The 16,000-nt window shown below is 72.2% G+C and carries 14 protein-coding genes; 6 read left to right on the forward strand and 8 right to left on the reverse strand.

What is annotated here, in order from left to right:
• Nucleotides 1-77 precede the first annotated feature (77 nt).
• Nucleotides 78-2,627 (reverse strand): FHA domain-containing protein, encoded by a 2,550-nt coding sequence (locus OG974_RS12520; RefSeq protein WP_327282768.1) that lies wholly within the window; start codon nt 2,625-2,627, stop codon nt 78-80.
• Nucleotides 2,628-2,882: 255 nt separating this feature from the next.
• On the opposite strand from OG974_RS12520, the gene OG974_RS12525 reads away from it, so the two are divergent.
• Both OG974_RS12525 and serB read left to right on the forward strand, forming a co-directional pair.
• Nucleotides 2,883-4,490: a streptophobe family protein gene (locus OG974_RS12525; RefSeq protein ID WP_371646468.1), complete on the forward strand. Its 1,608-nt coding sequence runs from the start codon at nt 2,883-2,885 to the stop codon at nt 4,488-4,490.
• 257 nt (nt 4,491-4,747) lie between these two features.
• Nucleotides 4,748-5,947 (forward strand): phosphoserine phosphatase SerB, encoded by a 1,200-nt coding sequence (gene serB, locus OG974_RS12530; RefSeq protein WP_327282770.1) that lies wholly within the window; start codon nt 4,748-4,750, stop codon nt 5,945-5,947.
• Nucleotides 5,948-6,050: 103 nt separating this feature from the next.
• Here the strand turns inward: serB and OG974_RS12535 are convergent, their stop codons facing one another.
• The 4 genes from OG974_RS12535 to OG974_RS12550 all read right to left on the reverse strand — a co-directional run bounded on the left by OG974_RS12535 (nt 6,051) and on the right by OG974_RS12550 (nt 8,493).
• Nucleotides 6,051-6,572 (reverse strand): histidine phosphatase family protein, encoded by a 522-nt coding sequence (locus OG974_RS12535; protein ID WP_327282771.1) that lies wholly within the window; start codon nt 6,570-6,572, stop codon nt 6,051-6,053.
• Between the two features lie 124 nt (nt 6,573-6,696).
• A complete protein-coding gene (locus tag OG974_RS12540) occupies nt 6,697-6,900 on the reverse strand; it encodes a hypothetical protein (RefSeq protein WP_371646471.1) in 204 nt (67 codons plus the stop codon).
• A gap of 160 nt (nt 6,901-7,060) precedes the next feature.
• On the reverse strand, nt 7,061-7,180 hold the full coding sequence (locus tag OG974_RS12545) for an SGM_5486 family transporter-associated protein (RefSeq protein WP_267882186.1): 120 nt from the start codon (nt 7,178-7,180) through the stop codon (nt 7,061-7,063).
• 5 nt (nt 7,181-7,185) lie between these two features.
• A complete protein-coding gene (locus OG974_RS12550) occupies nt 7,186-8,493 on the reverse strand; it encodes a CynX/NimT family MFS transporter (protein ID WP_371646474.1) in 1,308 nt (435 codons plus the stop codon).
• Between the two features lie 71 nt (nt 8,494-8,564).
• Here OG974_RS12550 and OG974_RS12555 point away from each other — a divergent pair, with 71 nt between their 5' ends.
• Nucleotides 8,565-9,236 (forward strand): FadR/GntR family transcriptional regulator, encoded by a 672-nt coding sequence (locus OG974_RS12555; RefSeq protein WP_327282774.1) that lies wholly within the window; start codon nt 8,565-8,567, stop codon nt 9,234-9,236.
• A 75-nt stretch (nt 9,237-9,311) separates the two neighbouring features.
• Here the strand turns inward: OG974_RS12555 and OG974_RS12560 are convergent, their stop codons facing one another.
• The 3 genes from OG974_RS12560 to fabG form a co-directional block, all read right to left on the reverse strand.
• Nucleotides 9,312-9,806, reverse strand: coding sequence for a hypothetical protein (locus OG974_RS12560; protein ID WP_328762321.1), 495 nt, complete (start codon nt 9,804-9,806; stop codon nt 9,312-9,314).
• 214 nt (nt 9,807-10,020) lie between these two features.
• Nucleotides 10,021-10,791: an enoyl-ACP reductase FabI gene (gene fabI, locus OG974_RS12565; protein WP_327282776.1), complete on the reverse strand. Its 771-nt coding sequence runs from the start codon at nt 10,789-10,791 to the stop codon at nt 10,021-10,023.
• Between the two features lie 5 nt (nt 10,792-10,796).
• The gene (gene fabG, locus OG974_RS12570) at nt 10,797-11,516 is read right to left on the reverse strand and encodes a 3-oxoacyl-[acyl-carrier-protein] reductase (RefSeq protein WP_030300576.1); all 720 of its coding nucleotides are present in this window, start codon (nt 11,514-11,516) and stop codon (nt 10,797-10,799) included.
• 185 nt (nt 11,517-11,701) lie between these two features.
• Here fabG and OG974_RS12575 point away from each other — a divergent pair, with 185 nt between their 5' ends.
• The 3 genes from OG974_RS12575 to tyrS are packed head-to-tail and all read left to right on the forward strand — an operon-like array spanning nt 11,702 to nt 15,952.
• Nucleotides 11,702-13,225, forward strand: a complete 1,524-nt coding sequence (locus tag OG974_RS12575) for a TldD/PmbA family protein (protein WP_371646478.1) — start codon at nt 11,702-11,704, stop codon at nt 13,223-13,225.
• A complete protein-coding gene (locus OG974_RS12580; RefSeq protein ID WP_327282778.1) occupies nt 13,222-14,625 on the forward strand; it encodes a metallopeptidase TldD-related protein in 1,404 nt (467 codons plus the stop codon). The genes OG974_RS12575 and OG974_RS12580 overlap by 4 nt, the downstream gene beginning before the upstream one ends.
• Nucleotides 14,626-14,683: 58 nt before the next feature.
• The gene (tyrS, locus tag OG974_RS12585; RefSeq protein ID WP_327282779.1) at nt 14,684-15,952 is read left to right on the forward strand and encodes a tyrosine--tRNA ligase; all 1,269 of its coding nucleotides are present in this window, start codon (nt 14,684-14,686) and stop codon (nt 15,950-15,952) included.
• Nucleotides 15,953-16,000: the final 48 nt, after the last annotated feature.

A 16,000-nucleotide genomic window follows, 5' to 3' on the forward strand; every position in this document is an offset into this window, starting at 1 on the left:
ACGCGCCTCAGGGCGGCACCCGGTATCCGGGTGCCGCCCTGAGGCGTTGGTGCGGGGTGTTCGCCGGAGCGGGCCGACTAGTTGCGCATGACCTCCGGCTCGTGGCGGCGCAGCAGCTTCTCCACGGCGAAGCCGCAGGCCACGCCGATGAGCAGCAGGATCGTGATGTTCACGCCCCACTGTGCGATGGAGTGCTCCCAGAGCGGGTCGGTGTTGGTCGGGTTCTGCTGGTCCCACGGCGGCATGAGCCTGCCGAGGTCGAGCGTGGTACCGGCGGCGGCGACCGCCCAGCGCGACGGCATCAGCCAGGCGAACTGCTCCAGGCCGGGCGAGTCGTAGACCTGGAAGAGGATGCCGGTGAACACGACCTGGACGATCGCGAACATCACGAGCAGCGGCATGGTCTTCTCGGCGGTCTTCACCAGCGAGGAGATCACGAGGCCGAACATCATCGAGGTGAAGCCGAGCGCGGTGACCGACAGGCAGAGCTCGACGGCCGGCGGCATGAGCAGGCCCTCGGTGGGCAGGTCGCGCGGGGTGAAGCCGATGGCGCAGATGACCGCGCCCTGGATGGCCGTGATGAAGCCGAGGACGATCACCTTCGACATGAGGTACGCCGACCGCGACAGGCCGGTGGCGCGCTCGCGCTCGTAGATGACCCGTTCCTTGATCAACTCACGGACCGAGTTCGCGGCGCCCGAGAAGCACATGCCGACGCACAGGATCAGCATGATCGTGCCGGCGTCGCCGTTGAACCGGGACGGCGGCTTCGGCGGCGCGAGGCCGAAGGTCGCGGGGATGACCGTGGACACCACGCCCAGGACCGCGGGCAGGATCAGCATGAGGGCCATGAAGCCCTTGTCGGACGCGATCACCGAGACGTAGCGGCGGATCAGGGTCCACAGCTGATCGCCCCAGCCCTGCGCCTTCGGCGGCATCATCTGCTGCATCGGCGGCATCGCGACCTGCTGCGGCGCGACCGCGTCGAGGTCCGCGGCGTACAGCTGGTAGTGCTGCGAACCCTTCCAGCGGCCGGCCCAGTCGTAGTCGCGGTAGTTCTCGAAGGCCGAGAAGACGTCCGCCCACGTCGTGTAGCCGAAGAAGTTCAGCGCCTCGTCCGGCGGGCCGAAGTACGCGACCGACCCGCCCGGGGCCATGACCAGCAGCTTGTCGCAAAGGGACAGCTCGGCGACGGAGTGGGTGACGACCAGGACCGTGCGGCCGTCGTCGGCGAGGCCGCGCAGCAGCTGCATGACGTCGCGGTCCATGCCCGGGTCGAGGCCGGAGGTCGGCTCGTCCAGGAAGATCAGCGAGGGCTTGGTGAGGAGCTCCAGCGCCACGGACACGCGCTTGCGCTGACCACCGGAAAGCGCGGTGATCTTCTTGTCCTTGTGGATGTCGAGCTTGAGCTCGCGCAGGACCTCGCCGATGCGGGCAGCGCGCTCGGCCTCGGCGGTGTCGCCGGGGAAGCGGAGCTTGGCCGCGTACTTGAGGGCCGTGCTGACCTTCAGCTCCTTGTGCAGGATGTCGTCCTGCGGGACCAGGCCGATGCGCTGGCGGAGCTCCGCGAACTGCTTGTACAGGTTGCGGTTGTCGTAGAGGACGTCGCCCTCGTTGGCGGGCCGGTAACCGGTCAGCGCCTTGAGCAGCGTCGACTTTCCGGAGCCGGAGGGGCCGATGACGCCGATGAGCGACTTCTCCGGGACGCCGAAGGTGACGTCCTTGAGGATCTGCTTGCCGCCGTCGACCGTCACCGTGAGGTGGCGGGCCGAGAAGGAGACGTCACCGGTGTCGACGAACTCCTCAAGCCGGTCACCGACGATCCGGAACGTCGAGTGACCGACGCCGACGATGTCGTTCGGGCCGAGCAGCGCGGTGCCGGACTTGGCCAGCGGCTGGCCGTTGACGTAGGTGCCGTTGTGGCTGCCGAGGTCGTGGATCTCGAAGCGGCCGTTGGCGGAGCGGAACTCCGCGTGGTGGCGCGAGACCTGGAGGTCCGAGACGACGAGTTCGTTCTCCAGCGCACGGCCGATCCGCATGACGCGGCCGACGGCGATCTGGTGGAACGTCGTCGGGCTGCGGTCACCGCCGTAGGCGGGACCTGCGCCCTGCGCCGGGTGCGGCGCGGCGCCGCCGCCCTGCTGCTGCGGGAAGTGCGGCTGCTGCGGCTGCTGGTGGGCGGCGGGCTGCTGCGCCTGCTGCTGCCAGGCCTGCTGCTGCGGCTGCGCGGGCGCCTGGTACGCCGGGGCGGCCTGCTGGGCCGGGGCCTGGTAGGCGGGCGCCGGGGCCTGGTACGCCGGGGCCGCCTGCTGCGGTACGGCCTGCTGCGGCGCGGCGGCGGCACTCAGATTCAGCCGCGGGCCGTCGGTGGCGTTGCCCAGGTGGACCGGCGTGCCCGGCACGAGCTCCGCCTGCTGGACCCGCGCGCCGCGCACGTAGGTGCCGTTGGTGCTGCCGTGGTCCTCGATGCCCCAACCCCGGCCGTTCCAGGCGATGGTGGCATGCCGCCACGACACCCGGGCGTCATCGATCACCACGTCTCCCTGGGGGTCACGCCCCAGCGAGTACGACCTGGACGGATCGAGCGTCCAGGTCCTTCCATTCAATTCCAGTACGAGTTCCGGCACTCCAGCCCCACTTAAGTCCCCCGAGAATCCCCCTGACGCCAGGGAGTCCGACGTCAGGGAGTCTAGGGATGGCGAACATCCGGGGGAACTATTTCAGGCCCGCGGCCACATGTGGAATCGGGGCCTTCCCACGGCGTCTACGTCTGCCCGTTGACGGGGGTGAAAGTCACCCGGAGAGTGAGATACGGGACTTCTCGCCCTGGCCGGTTCCGTCCGGCGCCGTCCCGTCCCGCTCGGCAGGCATCGGGAGCACGCATGCGCCGCATTCGTTGGGGAGACGTGCTCGTCTCGGCGATCGCCGCCGCCGGTTGGGCCTTCGTCGCCATGGCTGGGGTCGCCGCCCTGGGGCTGCGGCTGCTCGGCGCCGACGGCTGGGGGTACCCCCGGACGGAATCCGGGGGAGGCTCCCTCGTAGCGATGACGGCCGCCGTGGTGGTCCTCGCGATCGGCGGCGCGGTCACCCCGTCGGGGGACGTGACGGTCCTCGGGACCACCGGGCCGGGGTCACCGACCTCACTGGCCGTCATGCCGCTCGGGGTCGGGCTGGTCGGGGCGCTGGTCCTGGCCCGGATCTTCCTGCGCTCGCTCCGGACCGGGGCGCCGCCCGGGGAACTCGCCGCCCGCGCGGCCGCGGTGGCGGCGCTGTTCGTCGCCGCGGCGGCCGGGCTGGCCCGGGCCGGGCGCGACGTGGTCACCCTGGAGGGGACGCGGCTGCCGAGGACCCCGCCGAAGGTGGTGGTCCCCGGGATCGGCGACATCGGCGGGGTGCTCCCGGACCGCCTCGGGGACCTGATCGACACCCGGCCCCGCGTGGGGTTCTCGGTGGAGTCCGGGCCGACGCTGCTGGGCGCGGCCGTGTGGGTGTCGGCCGTACTGGCATTGGCGCTGCTGGCTTCGCGGCGCGGACCGGCAGCGTTCGCGCGGCTGCGGCCCGCGGTGTCGGCGCTGGTGGTGGCGCTGCTGGGGGCGGTGGCGGCCGGGCTGGCGGCCGCGGGGTGGGCGGCTCTGGGGGACGAACACCCGCAGCGGGTGCTGGGCGCCGCACTGCTGGGGACGCCGAACGGGGCCTGGACGGGAATGCTGCTGGGGCTGTTCGTGCCGTTCGACGGCCGGGCCACGGGCACGCCGGGCCGACTCCTGCCGGATCCGCTGGACGATCTGCTGGGGGTGTCGGCGCGGGAGCCGGTGACGGTGTCCCGGCTCGCGGAGTACGACGGCCGGGTCTGGCTGCTGGTCGCCGGGGCGGGGCTGCTGCTGCTCGGCGCCGGTGTGCTGGCTGCCGTACGGACTCCCGGGCGCGGGATCCTGGAGTGCGCGGTGCGGCTGTCGGCGGTGACCGCGGTGGCGCTGGCGGTGCTGGTGCGGCTGACGGGGCTGTCGGTGGACGCCTCACTGTCGGTGCTCGGCGTCGATGCAGTGGACGCCGGGGTGCGGCTGTGGGGCGACACGCCCTACGCGCTGCTGCTCGGGGCGGCCTGGGGTGCGGTGGCGGGCGGTGCGGGGGCCCTGGCGGCCGGTGGGCGCCGTCCGCCGCTGCCGGTGCCGACGGCTGCGCCGGGCGGAGCCGGCCGAACGGCGGGCGCGGCGGGCGCGGGCGGCGCGGCTCCCGGTGCGCCGACGGCCCCGTACCGGCCCGCGCCGGGGCGGCCGTACCCGTACGCCCGACCGGCCCCCGCGCCGGAGCCGTACCCGGACGCCGAGCCGGACGGCTCCTGGGACGTCACCATCACCTGGCTGCCCCGGAAGCCCCGCGGACGCCCGGCCCCGCCCCACCGCCCGCCGTTCACCCCGCCCCCGCCGCCTCCCCCGCCTCCCCCGCCGCGACCGCCGAAGCCCCCGCAACCCCCCGGGCTCCCGGGCTGAGGCCGCCGATCCGCCGAGCCGGGGGCGGGCGAGGCCGGGCGGGGCGGGGTCGGACATATCGAACACGGTCGGCCGCCGGCCCGCCCCCAGCGCCCCGACACCCGTTCTTCGGCCCCCGTTCATCCCCCCGCCACCCGCTGTGCCGTCCCCCGGACGCCCGCGCCGGGCAGCGGCGGCACGCGCTCCGCCGGAAAATGGTTCCGGCAGGTGGGACGGGGGTCCAAGCACGGAGGGCGGGAAGATACGGTGAGGGCACCATGAGCGCTTCGCAGACCTCCGACGTCCCCACCCTCCTCGTCAAGATCTTCGGCAAGGACCGTCCCGGGATCACCGCCGGGCTGTTCGACACCCTCGCCGCCTACTCCGTCGACGTCGTCGACATCGAGCAGGTCGTCACCCGTGGCCGCATCGTCCTGTGCGCCCTCGTCACCCAACCCACCGGCGGCGCCGAGGGCGAGCTGCGGGCCACCGTCCACAGCTGGGCCGAGTCGCTCAAGATGCAGGCCGAGATCCTCTCCGGCACCGGCGACAACCGGCCGCGCGGCAGCGGCCGTTCCCACGTCACCGTCCTCGGACACCCGCTCACCGCCGAGTCCACGGCCGCCATCGCCGCCCGCATCACCGCGACCGGCGGCAACATCGACCGCATCTTCCGGCTCGCCAAGTACCCGGTCACGGCCGTCGAGTTCGCCGTCTCCGGCTGCGAGACCGAGCCGCTGCGCACCGCCCTGGCCACCGCCGCCGCGCACATCGGTGTCGACGTGGCCGTCGTCTCGGCCGGCCTGCACCGCCGGGCCCAGCGCCTGGTCGTCATGGACGTGGACTCGACCCTGATCCAGGACGAGGTCATCGAGCTGTTCGCGGCACACGCCGGCTGCGAAGCCGAGGTCGCCGAGGTGACCGAGCGGGCCATGCGCGGCGAGCTGGACTTCGAGCAGTCGCTGCACGCCCGCGTGAAGCTGCTGGCCGGGCTGGACGCCTCCGTCGTGGACAAGGTCCGCTCCGAAGTGCGGCTCACCCCGGGCGCCCGGACCCTGATCCGCACCCTCAAGCAGCTCGGCTACCAGGTGGGTGTGGTCTCCGGCGGGTTCACGCAGGTGACGGACGACCTGCAGGAACGGCTGGGCCTGGACTTCGCCTCGGCCAACACCCTTGAGATCGTCGACGGCAAGCTGACCGGCCGGGTCACCGGCGAGATCGTGGACCGGGCGGGCAAGGCCCGGCTGCTGCGCCGCTTCGCGGCCGAGGCCGGCGTACCGCTGGCCCAGACGGTGGCGATCGGCGACGGCGCCAACGACCTGGACATGCTGAACGCGGCCGGGCTGGGCGTGGCCTTCAACGCCAAGCCGGTGGTCCGCGAGGCCGCGCACACGGCGGTGAACGTGCCGTTCCTGGACGCGGTGCTGTACCTGCTCGGGGTCACCCGGGAAGAGGTCGAGGCCGCGGGCCTGACCTGAGGCGCCCGCGGACGAGGACGGGCCCCGGCGGATCGACCGCGCCGGGGCCCGTCCTCGTACCTGCGTCGTGCCTTGTACCTGCGTCGCGGCGACGTACGCGCGCTCAGTGGTCCTTGGGCGTCCAGTAGTCCAGCAGGGTGCCCACCCCGTGCTCCACGGACTTCCAGGAGCCGGTGAAGGAGACGACGGCGAAGGCCGCGGTCGGGAACCCGGTCTGGGTCATACGGGCCAGGGTGTCGCCCTCCGCGCGTCCCGAGAGGGCGTCGGCGAGGGCGTGCATGCCCGGGTTGTGGCCGATGACGAGGAGGTCCTTGACCTCGTCGGACGTCTCGTTCAGGAGGGCGATGAGCTGGCCCAGCGAGGCGTCGTACAGCCGTTCCTCGTACGAGGTCCGCGGCCGGTGCGGCATCTCCTGGACGGCGAGCTTCCAGGTCTCACGGGTGCGGGCGGCGGTGGAGCAGAGGGCCAGGTCGAAGGTGATGCCGGTCTCGGCCAGCTTCAGCCCGGCGGCCGGTGCGTCCTTGCGGCCCCGTTCCGCCAGCGGGCGGTCGTGGTCGGCCACCTGCGGCCAGTCGGCCTTGGCGTGCCGGAGGAGGACGATCCTGCGGGGTGTGTCGGCGCTCATGGCTCCCAGCTTCGCACGAATCGGGCCATGGAGCGCAGGGTGTTGGGGCGCTCGGCGGCGCGTGCGGGGCGGCCCCCGGCGCGCATCGGCCCGTGCGCGCTCGGGGGCCCGCGCAGGTGCCCGGTCAGCCGACGACGCGCAGGATCTGTTCGGTGACCTGGAGGATGGCGGTGGCCTCTCCGGTGGCGGCATGGGCCTCGCCGGAGCCGGCGAGCAGCATCAGCAGGAGGCCGAAGGCGAGCGCGGGAAGGGCCAGCGCCCACCAGTGCAGCCGGGCGCTCGCGCCGTGCTGTCGGGGACCGGGGCCGCGGACGTGCGGGGATGTCATGGGGGCCGACATGGCCGCCTCCGTGGGTGCGGGGTGGGACTGGCTCGCTCTCTTCGAATCTATGGATCCGAAGACGCGCTGCCCATCCGGGGCACACCCCAGTCGACCCTGAACCTGACCCCCTAGGGGTTGGGGGGTTATCCCCACCCGGGGGCCGCCGTCAGGGGGAGACGACGGTCGCGATGACGGAGATGATCACGGTCACGACGAGCATCGCGCCCAGCACCATGCCGAGCTTCTTGTGACTGTTCTGCGGGTTCGGTTCGAGTACGGGCGACATGCCGCTCAGTCTCGCATGCCGCATTCGTCCTCGATCGTGCGGTCCCGGCCGGCCAGGACGCCCAGCACGATCTGCGGGACCAGTAGGCCCGTCATGACGGTCAGGGGCAGGTCCCAGCCGCCACTGTGCTGGTAGAGCGCGCCGACGAGGAGCGGCCCGGGGATGGAGATCAGGTAGCCGACGCTCTGCGCGAAGGCGGACAGCTTGACGACACCGGCCGGCGACTTGGCGCGCAGCCCGATCATCGTGATGACGAGGGGGAACGCGCAGTTGGAGACGCCGAGCAGGAGGGCCCAGGCCCAGGCTCCGGCGGCGGGGGCGAAGTGGAGGCCGCTGTATCCGACGACGCCGAAGACGCCGAGGGTGACGGCGATGGCCCCCTGGTTCCGCATCCGTCCGGCCAGGTTGGGGATGACGAAGGCGAGCGGTACGCCCATGACCATGGTGACGGCGAGCAGGATGCCGGCGGTGCCGGCGGAGACCCCGGCGTCGCGGAAGATCTGCGGGAGCCAGCCCATGGTGATGTACGCGCCGGTGGCTTGCAGGCCGAAGTAGCAGGCCAGGGCCCAGGCGGTACGGCTGCGGACGATCTTCGGACCCTCGTCGGCCCGTAGGTCCGCGGCGGGCCCGGAGGCGGCGGCCCGCCTCTCCCGCCGGACGGCCGCCGTGACGGGCAGCCAGGGCAGTACGGCGGCCACCGCCAGCACGGCCCAGACCAGCAGGCCCGTGCGCCAGCTGCCGCCGAGGGCGGAGGTCATGGGGACGGTCACGGCGGCGGCGAGCGAGGTGCCGATGGCCAGGGCCATGGAGTACAGGCCCGTCATGGTGCCCACGCGGTCCGGGAACCAGCGCTTGACGATGACCGGGAGCAGCACGTTGGTCAGGGCTATGCCCGCCAGGGACAGGGCGCTGGCGGCGAGGAACCCGACGGCGTTGTCGGTGAAGGGCCGGATCAGCAGGCCGGCCGCGACGGCGACCATGCCGGCGCAGACGACGGCGGCGGGGCCGAAGCGGCGGGAGAGCCGGGGTGCGGTGACGCCGAAGACGGCGAAGCAGAGCGCGGGGACGGAGGTGATCAGTCCGGCGACGGTGCCGCTCATGCCGAGACCCGTGCGGACCTCCTCGAAGAGGGCGCCGAGGCTGGTGATGGCGGGCCGCAGGTTGAGGGCGGCCAGCACGATGCCGACGATGAGGACCGGGCCGAGCCAGGTGGGCTGCGGTCGCGGGTTCGCGGGGGTGGTGGAGCGGGGCTGGGCGGGTACCGTGCGCGCGGCCAGGGGCCGGTTCAGGGTGCGGATGTCTTCGTCGGGCATAGCGCCATCATAGAATCATAGGATGATTGACTGTCACCCCCTAGGCTGAACCCCGAGAGGACCCCGCCCGCATGCCGTTGACCTCACCCCGGCGCTCCGCGCTCGTCGACCAGGTGATCGCCCAGCTCAGGAACCAGATCACGTCCGGCGAATGGCCGGTCGGATCCCGCATCCCCACGGAGCCGGAACTGGTCGAGCTGCTGGGCGTCGCCCGCAACACCGTGCGGGAGGCCGTCCGGGCCCTGGCGCACAACGGGCTCCTGGACATCCGGCAGGGCTCCGGGACGTACGTCATCGCCACCAGCGAGCTGGCCGGCGTGATGCACCGCCGCTTCGCGGGCGCCGACCCGCGGCACATCGCGGAGCTCCGCTCGACGCTGGAGTCCTCCGCGGCCCGACTGGCGGCCGAGCGGCGCACCGAGCGGGACCTGGTCCAGCTGGACGCGCTGCTGGCGCGGCGCGAGGAGGCCTGGGAGAGCGGGGACGCGGAGCGGTTCGTGGCCGCGGACGTGGCGCTGCACATGGCGGTGGTGGCCGCCTCGCACAACGAGGTGCTGATCGAGCTCTACGCGGACCTCGGCGACCTGGTGGCCGACTGGCTGCGCACGGACGTGGGCACGGAGCTGGATCCGGCGGCGCACCTGGACCACGCACGGCTGATCGAGGCGGTCCGGCGCGGGGACGGGGACGCGGCGGCCTCGGAGGCTGCGGGCTACCCGTTCGCGTGCCTGGGCAAGAAGTAGTGCGCGACAGGAGGCGGCGGCGCGGCAGGACACGGCGGCGCGCCGTCCGGCGACCGGGAGGTGCGGCCGTCCCGGTCACGGCCGTTGGTGGGTGACCCAGGCCGAGCGGACCTCCTTCCAGCAGCGGCTGGTGAGCTCGATCCGTCCGGCCGGCCCGACGGCGGTCGCGGCGCTGTCCGCGTCCACGTCCCACCAGCGGTCGCATTCCACGTGCAGGCGCAGGAGGTCGGTCTCCGGATAGGCGTTGTGGCAGGTGGCCGTCACCTGCGAGCCCTCGATCACGGTGTCGCAGTCGGCGCCGAACAGCTCCGCTCCGGCCGGCGGGGCGGTCCGTACGGGCGGCTCGGCGGAGATCTCGTCGAGGTCCACGACGGCCCGGTCCGGGGCCCGGTCCGGGGCCTGTTCCACGGCTTGGTCCGCGGCCTGTTCCACGACGGCGGGGGCCACCGCCTCGGGCCCGGGCACCGGTTCGCCCCCGTCGGGCTGCGCGACGGCCCCCGGGACCAGGAACCCCGTCAGGACCACCGAGGTGACCAGCAGCGATACCGCTCGGCTCCGCCTCGCGCGCACTCCTGCACCTCCGCCCCGCACGCGCCGGGAAGATCCCGACTCGGCCAGTTTGCAGGCATCCGTCCAGGTTTTCGACTCGGGAAGATCCGGTCGGAGGGCGAAAATCTGATCGAGCGAGCCGCCGGGATCCCCGCCCCCACGGGCACGTACGGCGGCGGCCGCGCCCCCCGGGAGGGAGACGCGGCCGCCGCCGTACGGACGTACGCGTGTGCGCTCAGGCACCCATCGCGTGCAGGCCGCCGTCCACGTGGACGATCTCGCCGGTGGTCTTCGGGAACCAGTCCGACAGCAGGGCCACGACGCCCCGGCCGGTCGGCTCCGGGTCGCTCATGTCCCACTCCAGCATGGAGCGGTGGTTCCAGGTGTCCGCCAGGTCCGAGAAGCCCGGGATGGACTTCGCGGCCATCGAGCCGAGCGGCCCGGCCGAGACCAGGTTGCAGCGGATGTTCTCCTTGCCCAGGTCGCGGGCGAGGTAGCGGCTGGTGGCCTCCAGGGCGGCCTTGGCCGGGCCCATCCAGTCGTACTGCGGCCAGGCGAACTGCGCGTCGAAGGTGAGGCCGACGATGGCCGCGCCCTCCGCCGGGAACAGCGGCTTGCACGCCATGGTCAGCGACTTCAGCGAGAACGCCGAGACGTGCATGGCGGTCGCGACCGACTCGAACGGGGTGTTCAGGAAGTTGCCGCCGAGGGCGTCCTGCGGGGCGAAGCCGATCGAGTGCACGACGCCGTCGAGGCCGCCGAGCTCGTCGCGGACGAGGCCCTCCAGGCGGGCCAGGTGCTCGTCGTTGGTGACGTCGAGCTCGATCACCTTGACCGGCTTGGGCAGCTTCTTGGCGATGCGCTCGGTCAGCGACGGGCGCGGCCACGCGGTGAGGATGACCTCGGCGCCCTGCTCCTGAGCCAGCTTTGCGGCGTGGAAGGCGATGGACGACTCCATCAGCACCCCGGTGATGAGGATGCGCTTGCCGTCGAGAATTCCGCTCATGGTGATCAGTGACCCATGCCCAATCCGCCGTCAACGGGAATGACGGCTCCTGTGATGTACGCGGCGTCGTCGGACGCCAGGAAGCTCACGGCTGCCGCGATCTCCTCGGGCTGCGCGTAGCGGCCCAGGGGCACCTGGCCGACGATGCCCGCGCGCTGCTCGTCGGTGAGCACCTTCGTCATGTCGGTGTCCACGAAACCGGGGGCCACGACGTTGAAGGTGATGTTGCGCGAGCCGAGCTCACGGGCGAGCGAGCGGGCGAAGCCGACCAGCGCCGCCTTGGAGGCGGCGTAGTTGGCCTGTCCGGCCGAACCCAGCAGGCCGACGACCGAGGAGATCAGGACGACGCGGCCCTTCTTGGCACGGAGCATGCCACGGTTCGCGCGCTTGACCACCCGGAACGTGCCGGTGAGGTTGGTGTCGACGACGGACGCGAAGTCCTCCTCGGACATGCGCATGAGCAGCGTGTCCTTGGTGATGCCGGCGTTGGCCACCAGCACCTCGACCGCTCCGTGCGCGTCCTCGATCTCCTTGTAGGCCTGCTCCACCTGCTCCGAGTCGGTGATGTCGCAGCGGACCGCCAGGACGCCGAGCGCGGTGAGCTCCTGCGGCGGCTCACCCGACCGGTACGTGATCGCGACCTTGTCGCCGGCCTGCGCGAAGGCTCGTGCGATGGCGAGGCCGATGCCCCGGTTTCCTCCGGTGACGAGAACCGAGCGGCTCAACGGATCACCCTTTCGACTAGCGGTCTGAGTAACCAAAAACCTATAGGCCAGGTACCCCGTGCGCAGAATCGATCTCCCACAGGGCCTTGCGACGGGCTCTGTCGAGTCCCTACAGAAAGATGTAGGCACAAGCGCCCCGAGCGCGACATGATCGAGGCGACCGGCCCCGACCCCGGGAGGACTTCGTGCCCCATTCCATCGACGCGGCCTTCACCGCGCTGCCCTTGCGGGCGCTCGCCGACGCGGCGCTCGCCCGGGCCCGCGCGCTGGGCTCCGACCATGCCGACTTCCGGCTCGAACGGATCCGCAGCGCCTCCTGGCGACTCCGGGACGCCAAGCCGTCCGGCAGTTCCGACACCACCGACCTCGGGTACGCGGTCCGGGTGGTGCACGGGGGCAGCTGGGGGTTCGCCTCCGGTGTGGACCTGACCATGGACGGTGCCGCCAAGGTGGCCTCGCAGGCCGTGGCCATGGCCAAGCTGTCCGCCCAGGTCATCAAGGCCGCCGGTTCGAACGAGCGGGTCGAGCTCGCCGACGAGCCGGTGCACGCCGACAAGACGTGGATCGCCGCGTACGAGGTGAACCCGTTCGAGGTCCCGGACGCGGAGAAGGCGGCCCTGCTCGCCGACTGGAGCTCCCGCCTGCTGGCCGCCGACGGGGTCGCGCACGTCGACGCCTCGCTGCTCGCCGTCCACGAGAACAAGTTCTACGCCGACACCGCGGGCACCGTGACCACGCAGCAGCGCGTGCGGATCCACCCGCAGCTGACCGCGGTGGCCGTGGACGCCACCACCGGCGAGTTCGACTCGATGCGCACCATCGCCCCGCCGGCCGGCCGCGGCTGGGAGTACCTGACCGGCACCGGTTGGGACTGGAACACCGAGCTGGAGCAGATCCCCGGGCTGCTCGCCGAGAAGATGCGGGCGCCGAGCGTCGAGGCCGGGCGCTACGACCTGGTCGTGGACCCGTCCAACCTGTGGCTCACCATCCACGAGTCCATCGGTCACGCCACCGAGCTCGACCGGGCGCTGGGCTACGAGGCCGCGTACGCGGGGACCTCCTTCGCCACCTTCGACCAGCTCGGCAAGCTCAAGTACGGCTCCCCGGTCATGAACGTGACCGGCGACCGCACCGCCGAGCACGGGCTCGCCACCATCGGCTTCGACGACGAGGGCGTCCAGGCGCAGAGCTGGGACCTCGTCAAGGACGGCACCCTGGTCGGCTACCAGCTCGACCGGCGGATCGCGAAGCTCACCGACCTCGGCCGCTCCAACGGCTGCGCCTTCGCCGACTCCCCCGGGCACGTGCCCGTCCAGCGGATGGCGAACGTCTCGCTCCGGCCGGATCCGGGCGGGCTGTCCACCGAGGACCTGATCGGCGGGGTGGAGCGCGGCATCTACGTCGTCGGCGACCGCTCCTGGTCGATCGACATGCAGCGCTACAACTTCCAGTTCACCGGGCAGCGGTTCTTCCGGATCGAGAACGGCAGGCTGGCCGGGCAGCTGCGCGACGTCGCCTACCAGGCCACGACCACCGACTTCTGGGGCTCCATGGAGAAGGTCGGCGGCCCGCAGACGTACGTGTTGGGCGGCGCCTTCAACTGCGGCAAGGCCCAGCCGGGGCAGGTCGCGGCGGTCTCGCACGGCTGCCCGTCCGCGCTGTTCCGCGACGTGAACATCTTGAACACCACGCAGGAGGCCGGCCGATGAGCACGCTTTCGAACGGACGCAGCAAGCCCCACGAGATCGTCGAGCGGGCGCTGGAGCTGTCCACCGCCGACGGCTGCGTCGTCATCGCCGACGAGGAGTCGACGGCCAACCTGCGCTGGGCGGGCAACGCGCTCACCACCAACGGCGTGACCCGCGGCCGGACCCTGACGGTCATCGCCACGGTCGACGGCAAGGAGGGCACGGCCTCGGGGGTCGTATCGCGCTCCGCCGTCACCGCGGACGACCTGGAGCCGCTGGTCCGCGCCGCCGAGGCCGCCGCGCGGAGCGCCGGCCCCGCGGAGGACGCCCGGCCGCTGGTCACCGGGACGCCGTCCTCGCCCGACTTCGCGGACGCCCCGGCCGAGACCTCCTCGGCCGTGTTCGCGGACTTCGCCCCGGCCCTCGGCGAGGCCTTCGCCCGGGCCCGTGCGGGCGGCCGGGAGCTGTACGGCTTCGCCAACCACGAGCTGGTCTCCACGTACGTCGGCACCTCGACGGGCCTGCGGCTGCGTCACGACCAGCCGAACGGCACCCTGGAGCTCAACGCCAAGTCCCCCGACCGGCAGCGCTCGGCCTGGACCGGCCGCTCCACCCGGGACTTCAAGGACGTGGACCCGACCGTGCTGGACGCCGAGCTCGCGGTACGACTGGGCTGGGCGGAGCGGAAGATCGACCTGCCCGCGGGCCGGTACGAGACCCTGCTGCCCCCGACGGCGGTCGCCGACCTGTTGATCTACCAGATGTGGTCCGCGTCGGCCCGGGACGCGGTCGAGGGCCGCACGGTGTTCTCCAAGCCCGGCGGCGGCACCCGGCTCGGCGAGAAGCTGTCCGAGCTGCCGCTGACCCTGCGCAGCGACCCGAACGCGCCGGGCCTGGAGTCCGCTCCGTTCGTGATCGCGCACAGCTCGGGCGACGACGCCTCGGTCTTCGACAACGGCCTGCCGGTCCCGGCGACGGAGTGGCTGCGCGAGGGCGAACTGGCACGGCTGACCACGACCCGGCACAGCGCGGCCATGACCGGCATGCCGGTCTCGCCGGGCTTCGGGAACCTGATCCTGGAGGGCGGCGGCGACAAGTCGCTGGAGGAGATGGTGGCCGACACCGAGCGGGGTCTGCTGCTGACCTGCCTCTGGTACATCCGCGAGGTGGACCCGGCGACGCTGCTGCTGACGGGGCTGACCCGGGACGGCGTCTACCTGGTGGAGAACGGCCAGGTCGTCGGCGAGGTGAACAACTTCCGGTTCAACGAATCGCCGGTGGACCTGCTGTCGCGGGCCGTGGAGGCGGGCCGGACCGAAAAGACCCTGCCGCGCGAGTGGAGCGACTGGTTCACCCGGGCCGCGATGCCCGCTCTGCGGATCCCGGACTTCAACATGAGCTCGGTCAGCAGGGGCGTCTGATCCACCTAGACTGGTCATCGGGCGTGACGCAATCATCATCTGAAGGAGTCGAGAGACCTTGACGGACATCGTCGACGAGCTGAAGTGGCGTGGGCTCTTCGCCCAGTCCACCGACGAAGAAGCGCTGCGCAAGGCCTTCGCGGACGGTCCGGTCACCTTCTATTGCGGCTTCGACCCGACGGCGGCGTCCCTGCACGTGGGACACCTGGTACAGGTGCTGACCGTACGGCGGCTCCAGCAGGCCGGACACCGGCCGCTGGCGCTGGTCGGCGGGGCCACCGGTCAGATCGGCGACCCGCGGCCGACCGCCGAGCGAACGCTGAACGACCCGGAGACCGTAGCCAACTGGGTGGGCCGGCTGCGGTCCCAGATCGAGCCGTACCTGTCCTTCGAGGGCGAGAACGCGGCCGTCATGGTGAACAACCTGGACTGGACGGCGGGCATGTCCGCCATCGAGTTCCTGCGGGACATCGGCAAGCACTTCCGCGTCAACAAGATGCTGACGAAGGACTCGGTCGCCAAGCGCCTGGAGTCCGACCAGGGCATCAGCTACACCGAGTTCAGCTACCAGCTGCTCCAGGGCATGGACTTCCTGGAGCTGTACCGGCGCTACGGCTGCACCCTCCAGCAGGGCGGGTCCGACCAGTGGGGCAACCTCACGGCCGGCCTCGACCTGATCCACCGCCTGGAGCCGCACGCCGAGGTGCACGCGCTGGCGACCCCGCTGATGGTCAAGGCCGACGGCACCAAGTTCGGCAAGACCGAGGGCGGGGCCGTCTGGCTGGACCCGGAGATGACCACCCCGTACGCCTTCTACCAGTTCTGGCTGAACGTGGACGACCGGGACATCTCCACCTACATGCGGATCCTGTCCTTCAAGTCCCGCACGGAGCTGGAAGAGCTGGAGGCGCAGACCGCGGAGCGTCCGCAGGCGCGCGCCGCCCAGCGGGCGCTGGCGGAGGAGCTGACCACCCTGGTGCACGGCGCCGACCAGTGCGCCGCCGTGATCGCGGCGTCGAAGGCGCTGTTCGGCCAGGGCGAGCTCGCGGACCTGGACGAGGCCACGCTGGCCGCCGCCCTGTCCGAGCTGCCGCGCGCCGAGGTCACCGAGCTCGGCCTGGTGGTGGACCTGCTCGCGGAGACCGGGCTGGTGGCGAGCAAGTCGGCCGGTCGCCGGACGGTGAAGGAGGGCGGCGCCTACGTGAACAACGTGAAGGTCACCGCCGAGGACGCGGTCCCCGCCAAGGAGGAGCTGCTGCACGGGCGCTGGCTGGTGCTGCGCCGCGGCAAGAAGAACCTGGCGGCGGTCGAGGTCACGGGCGCCTGAGGGCCACGGCCGACGGCTTGACGGCTGAGCGCGGCGGAGGGGCCGGTG

It is taken from the genome of Streptomyces sp. NBC_00597 (assembly GCF_041431095.1).
In the GTDB taxonomy this organism is placed as follows: Bacteria; Actinomycetota; Actinomycetes; order Streptomycetales; family Streptomycetaceae; genus Streptomyces.

What these genes read in the sequence shown, in the direction of transcription:
- OG974_RS12525 (WP_371646468.1), top strand. Translation starts at nt 2,883, where the DNA reads ATGCGCCGCATTCGTTGGGGAGACGTGCTCGTCTCGGCGATCGCCGCC.
- serB (WP_327282770.1), top strand. Translation starts at nt 4,748, where the DNA reads ATGAGCGCTTCGCAGACCTCCGACGTCCCCACCCTCCTCGTCAAGATC.
- OG974_RS12535 (WP_327282771.1), bottom strand. Translation starts at nt 6,572, where the DNA reads ATGAGCGCCGACACACCCCGCAGGATCGTCCTCCTCCGGCACGCCAAG.
- OG974_RS12540 (WP_371646471.1), bottom strand. Translation starts at nt 6,900, where the DNA reads ATGACATCCCCGCACGTCCGCGGCCCCGGTCCCCGACAGCACGGCGCG.
- OG974_RS12545 (WP_267882186.1), bottom strand. Translation starts at nt 7,180, where the DNA reads ATGTCGCCCGTACTCGAACCGAACCCGCAGAACAGTCACAAGAAGCTC.
- OG974_RS12550 (WP_371646474.1), bottom strand. Translation starts at nt 8,493, where the DNA reads ATGCCCGACGAAGACATCCGCACCCTGAACCGGCCCCTGGCCGCGCGC.
- OG974_RS12555 (WP_327282774.1), top strand. Translation starts at nt 8,565, where the DNA reads ATGCCGTTGACCTCACCCCGGCGCTCCGCGCTCGTCGACCAGGTGATC.
- fabI (WP_327282776.1), bottom strand. Translation starts at nt 10,791, where the DNA reads ATGAGCGGAATTCTCGACGGCAAGCGCATCCTCATCACCGGGGTGCTG.
- OG974_RS12580 (WP_327282778.1), top strand. Translation starts at nt 13,222, where the DNA reads ATGAGCACGCTTTCGAACGGACGCAGCAAGCCCCACGAGATCGTCGAG.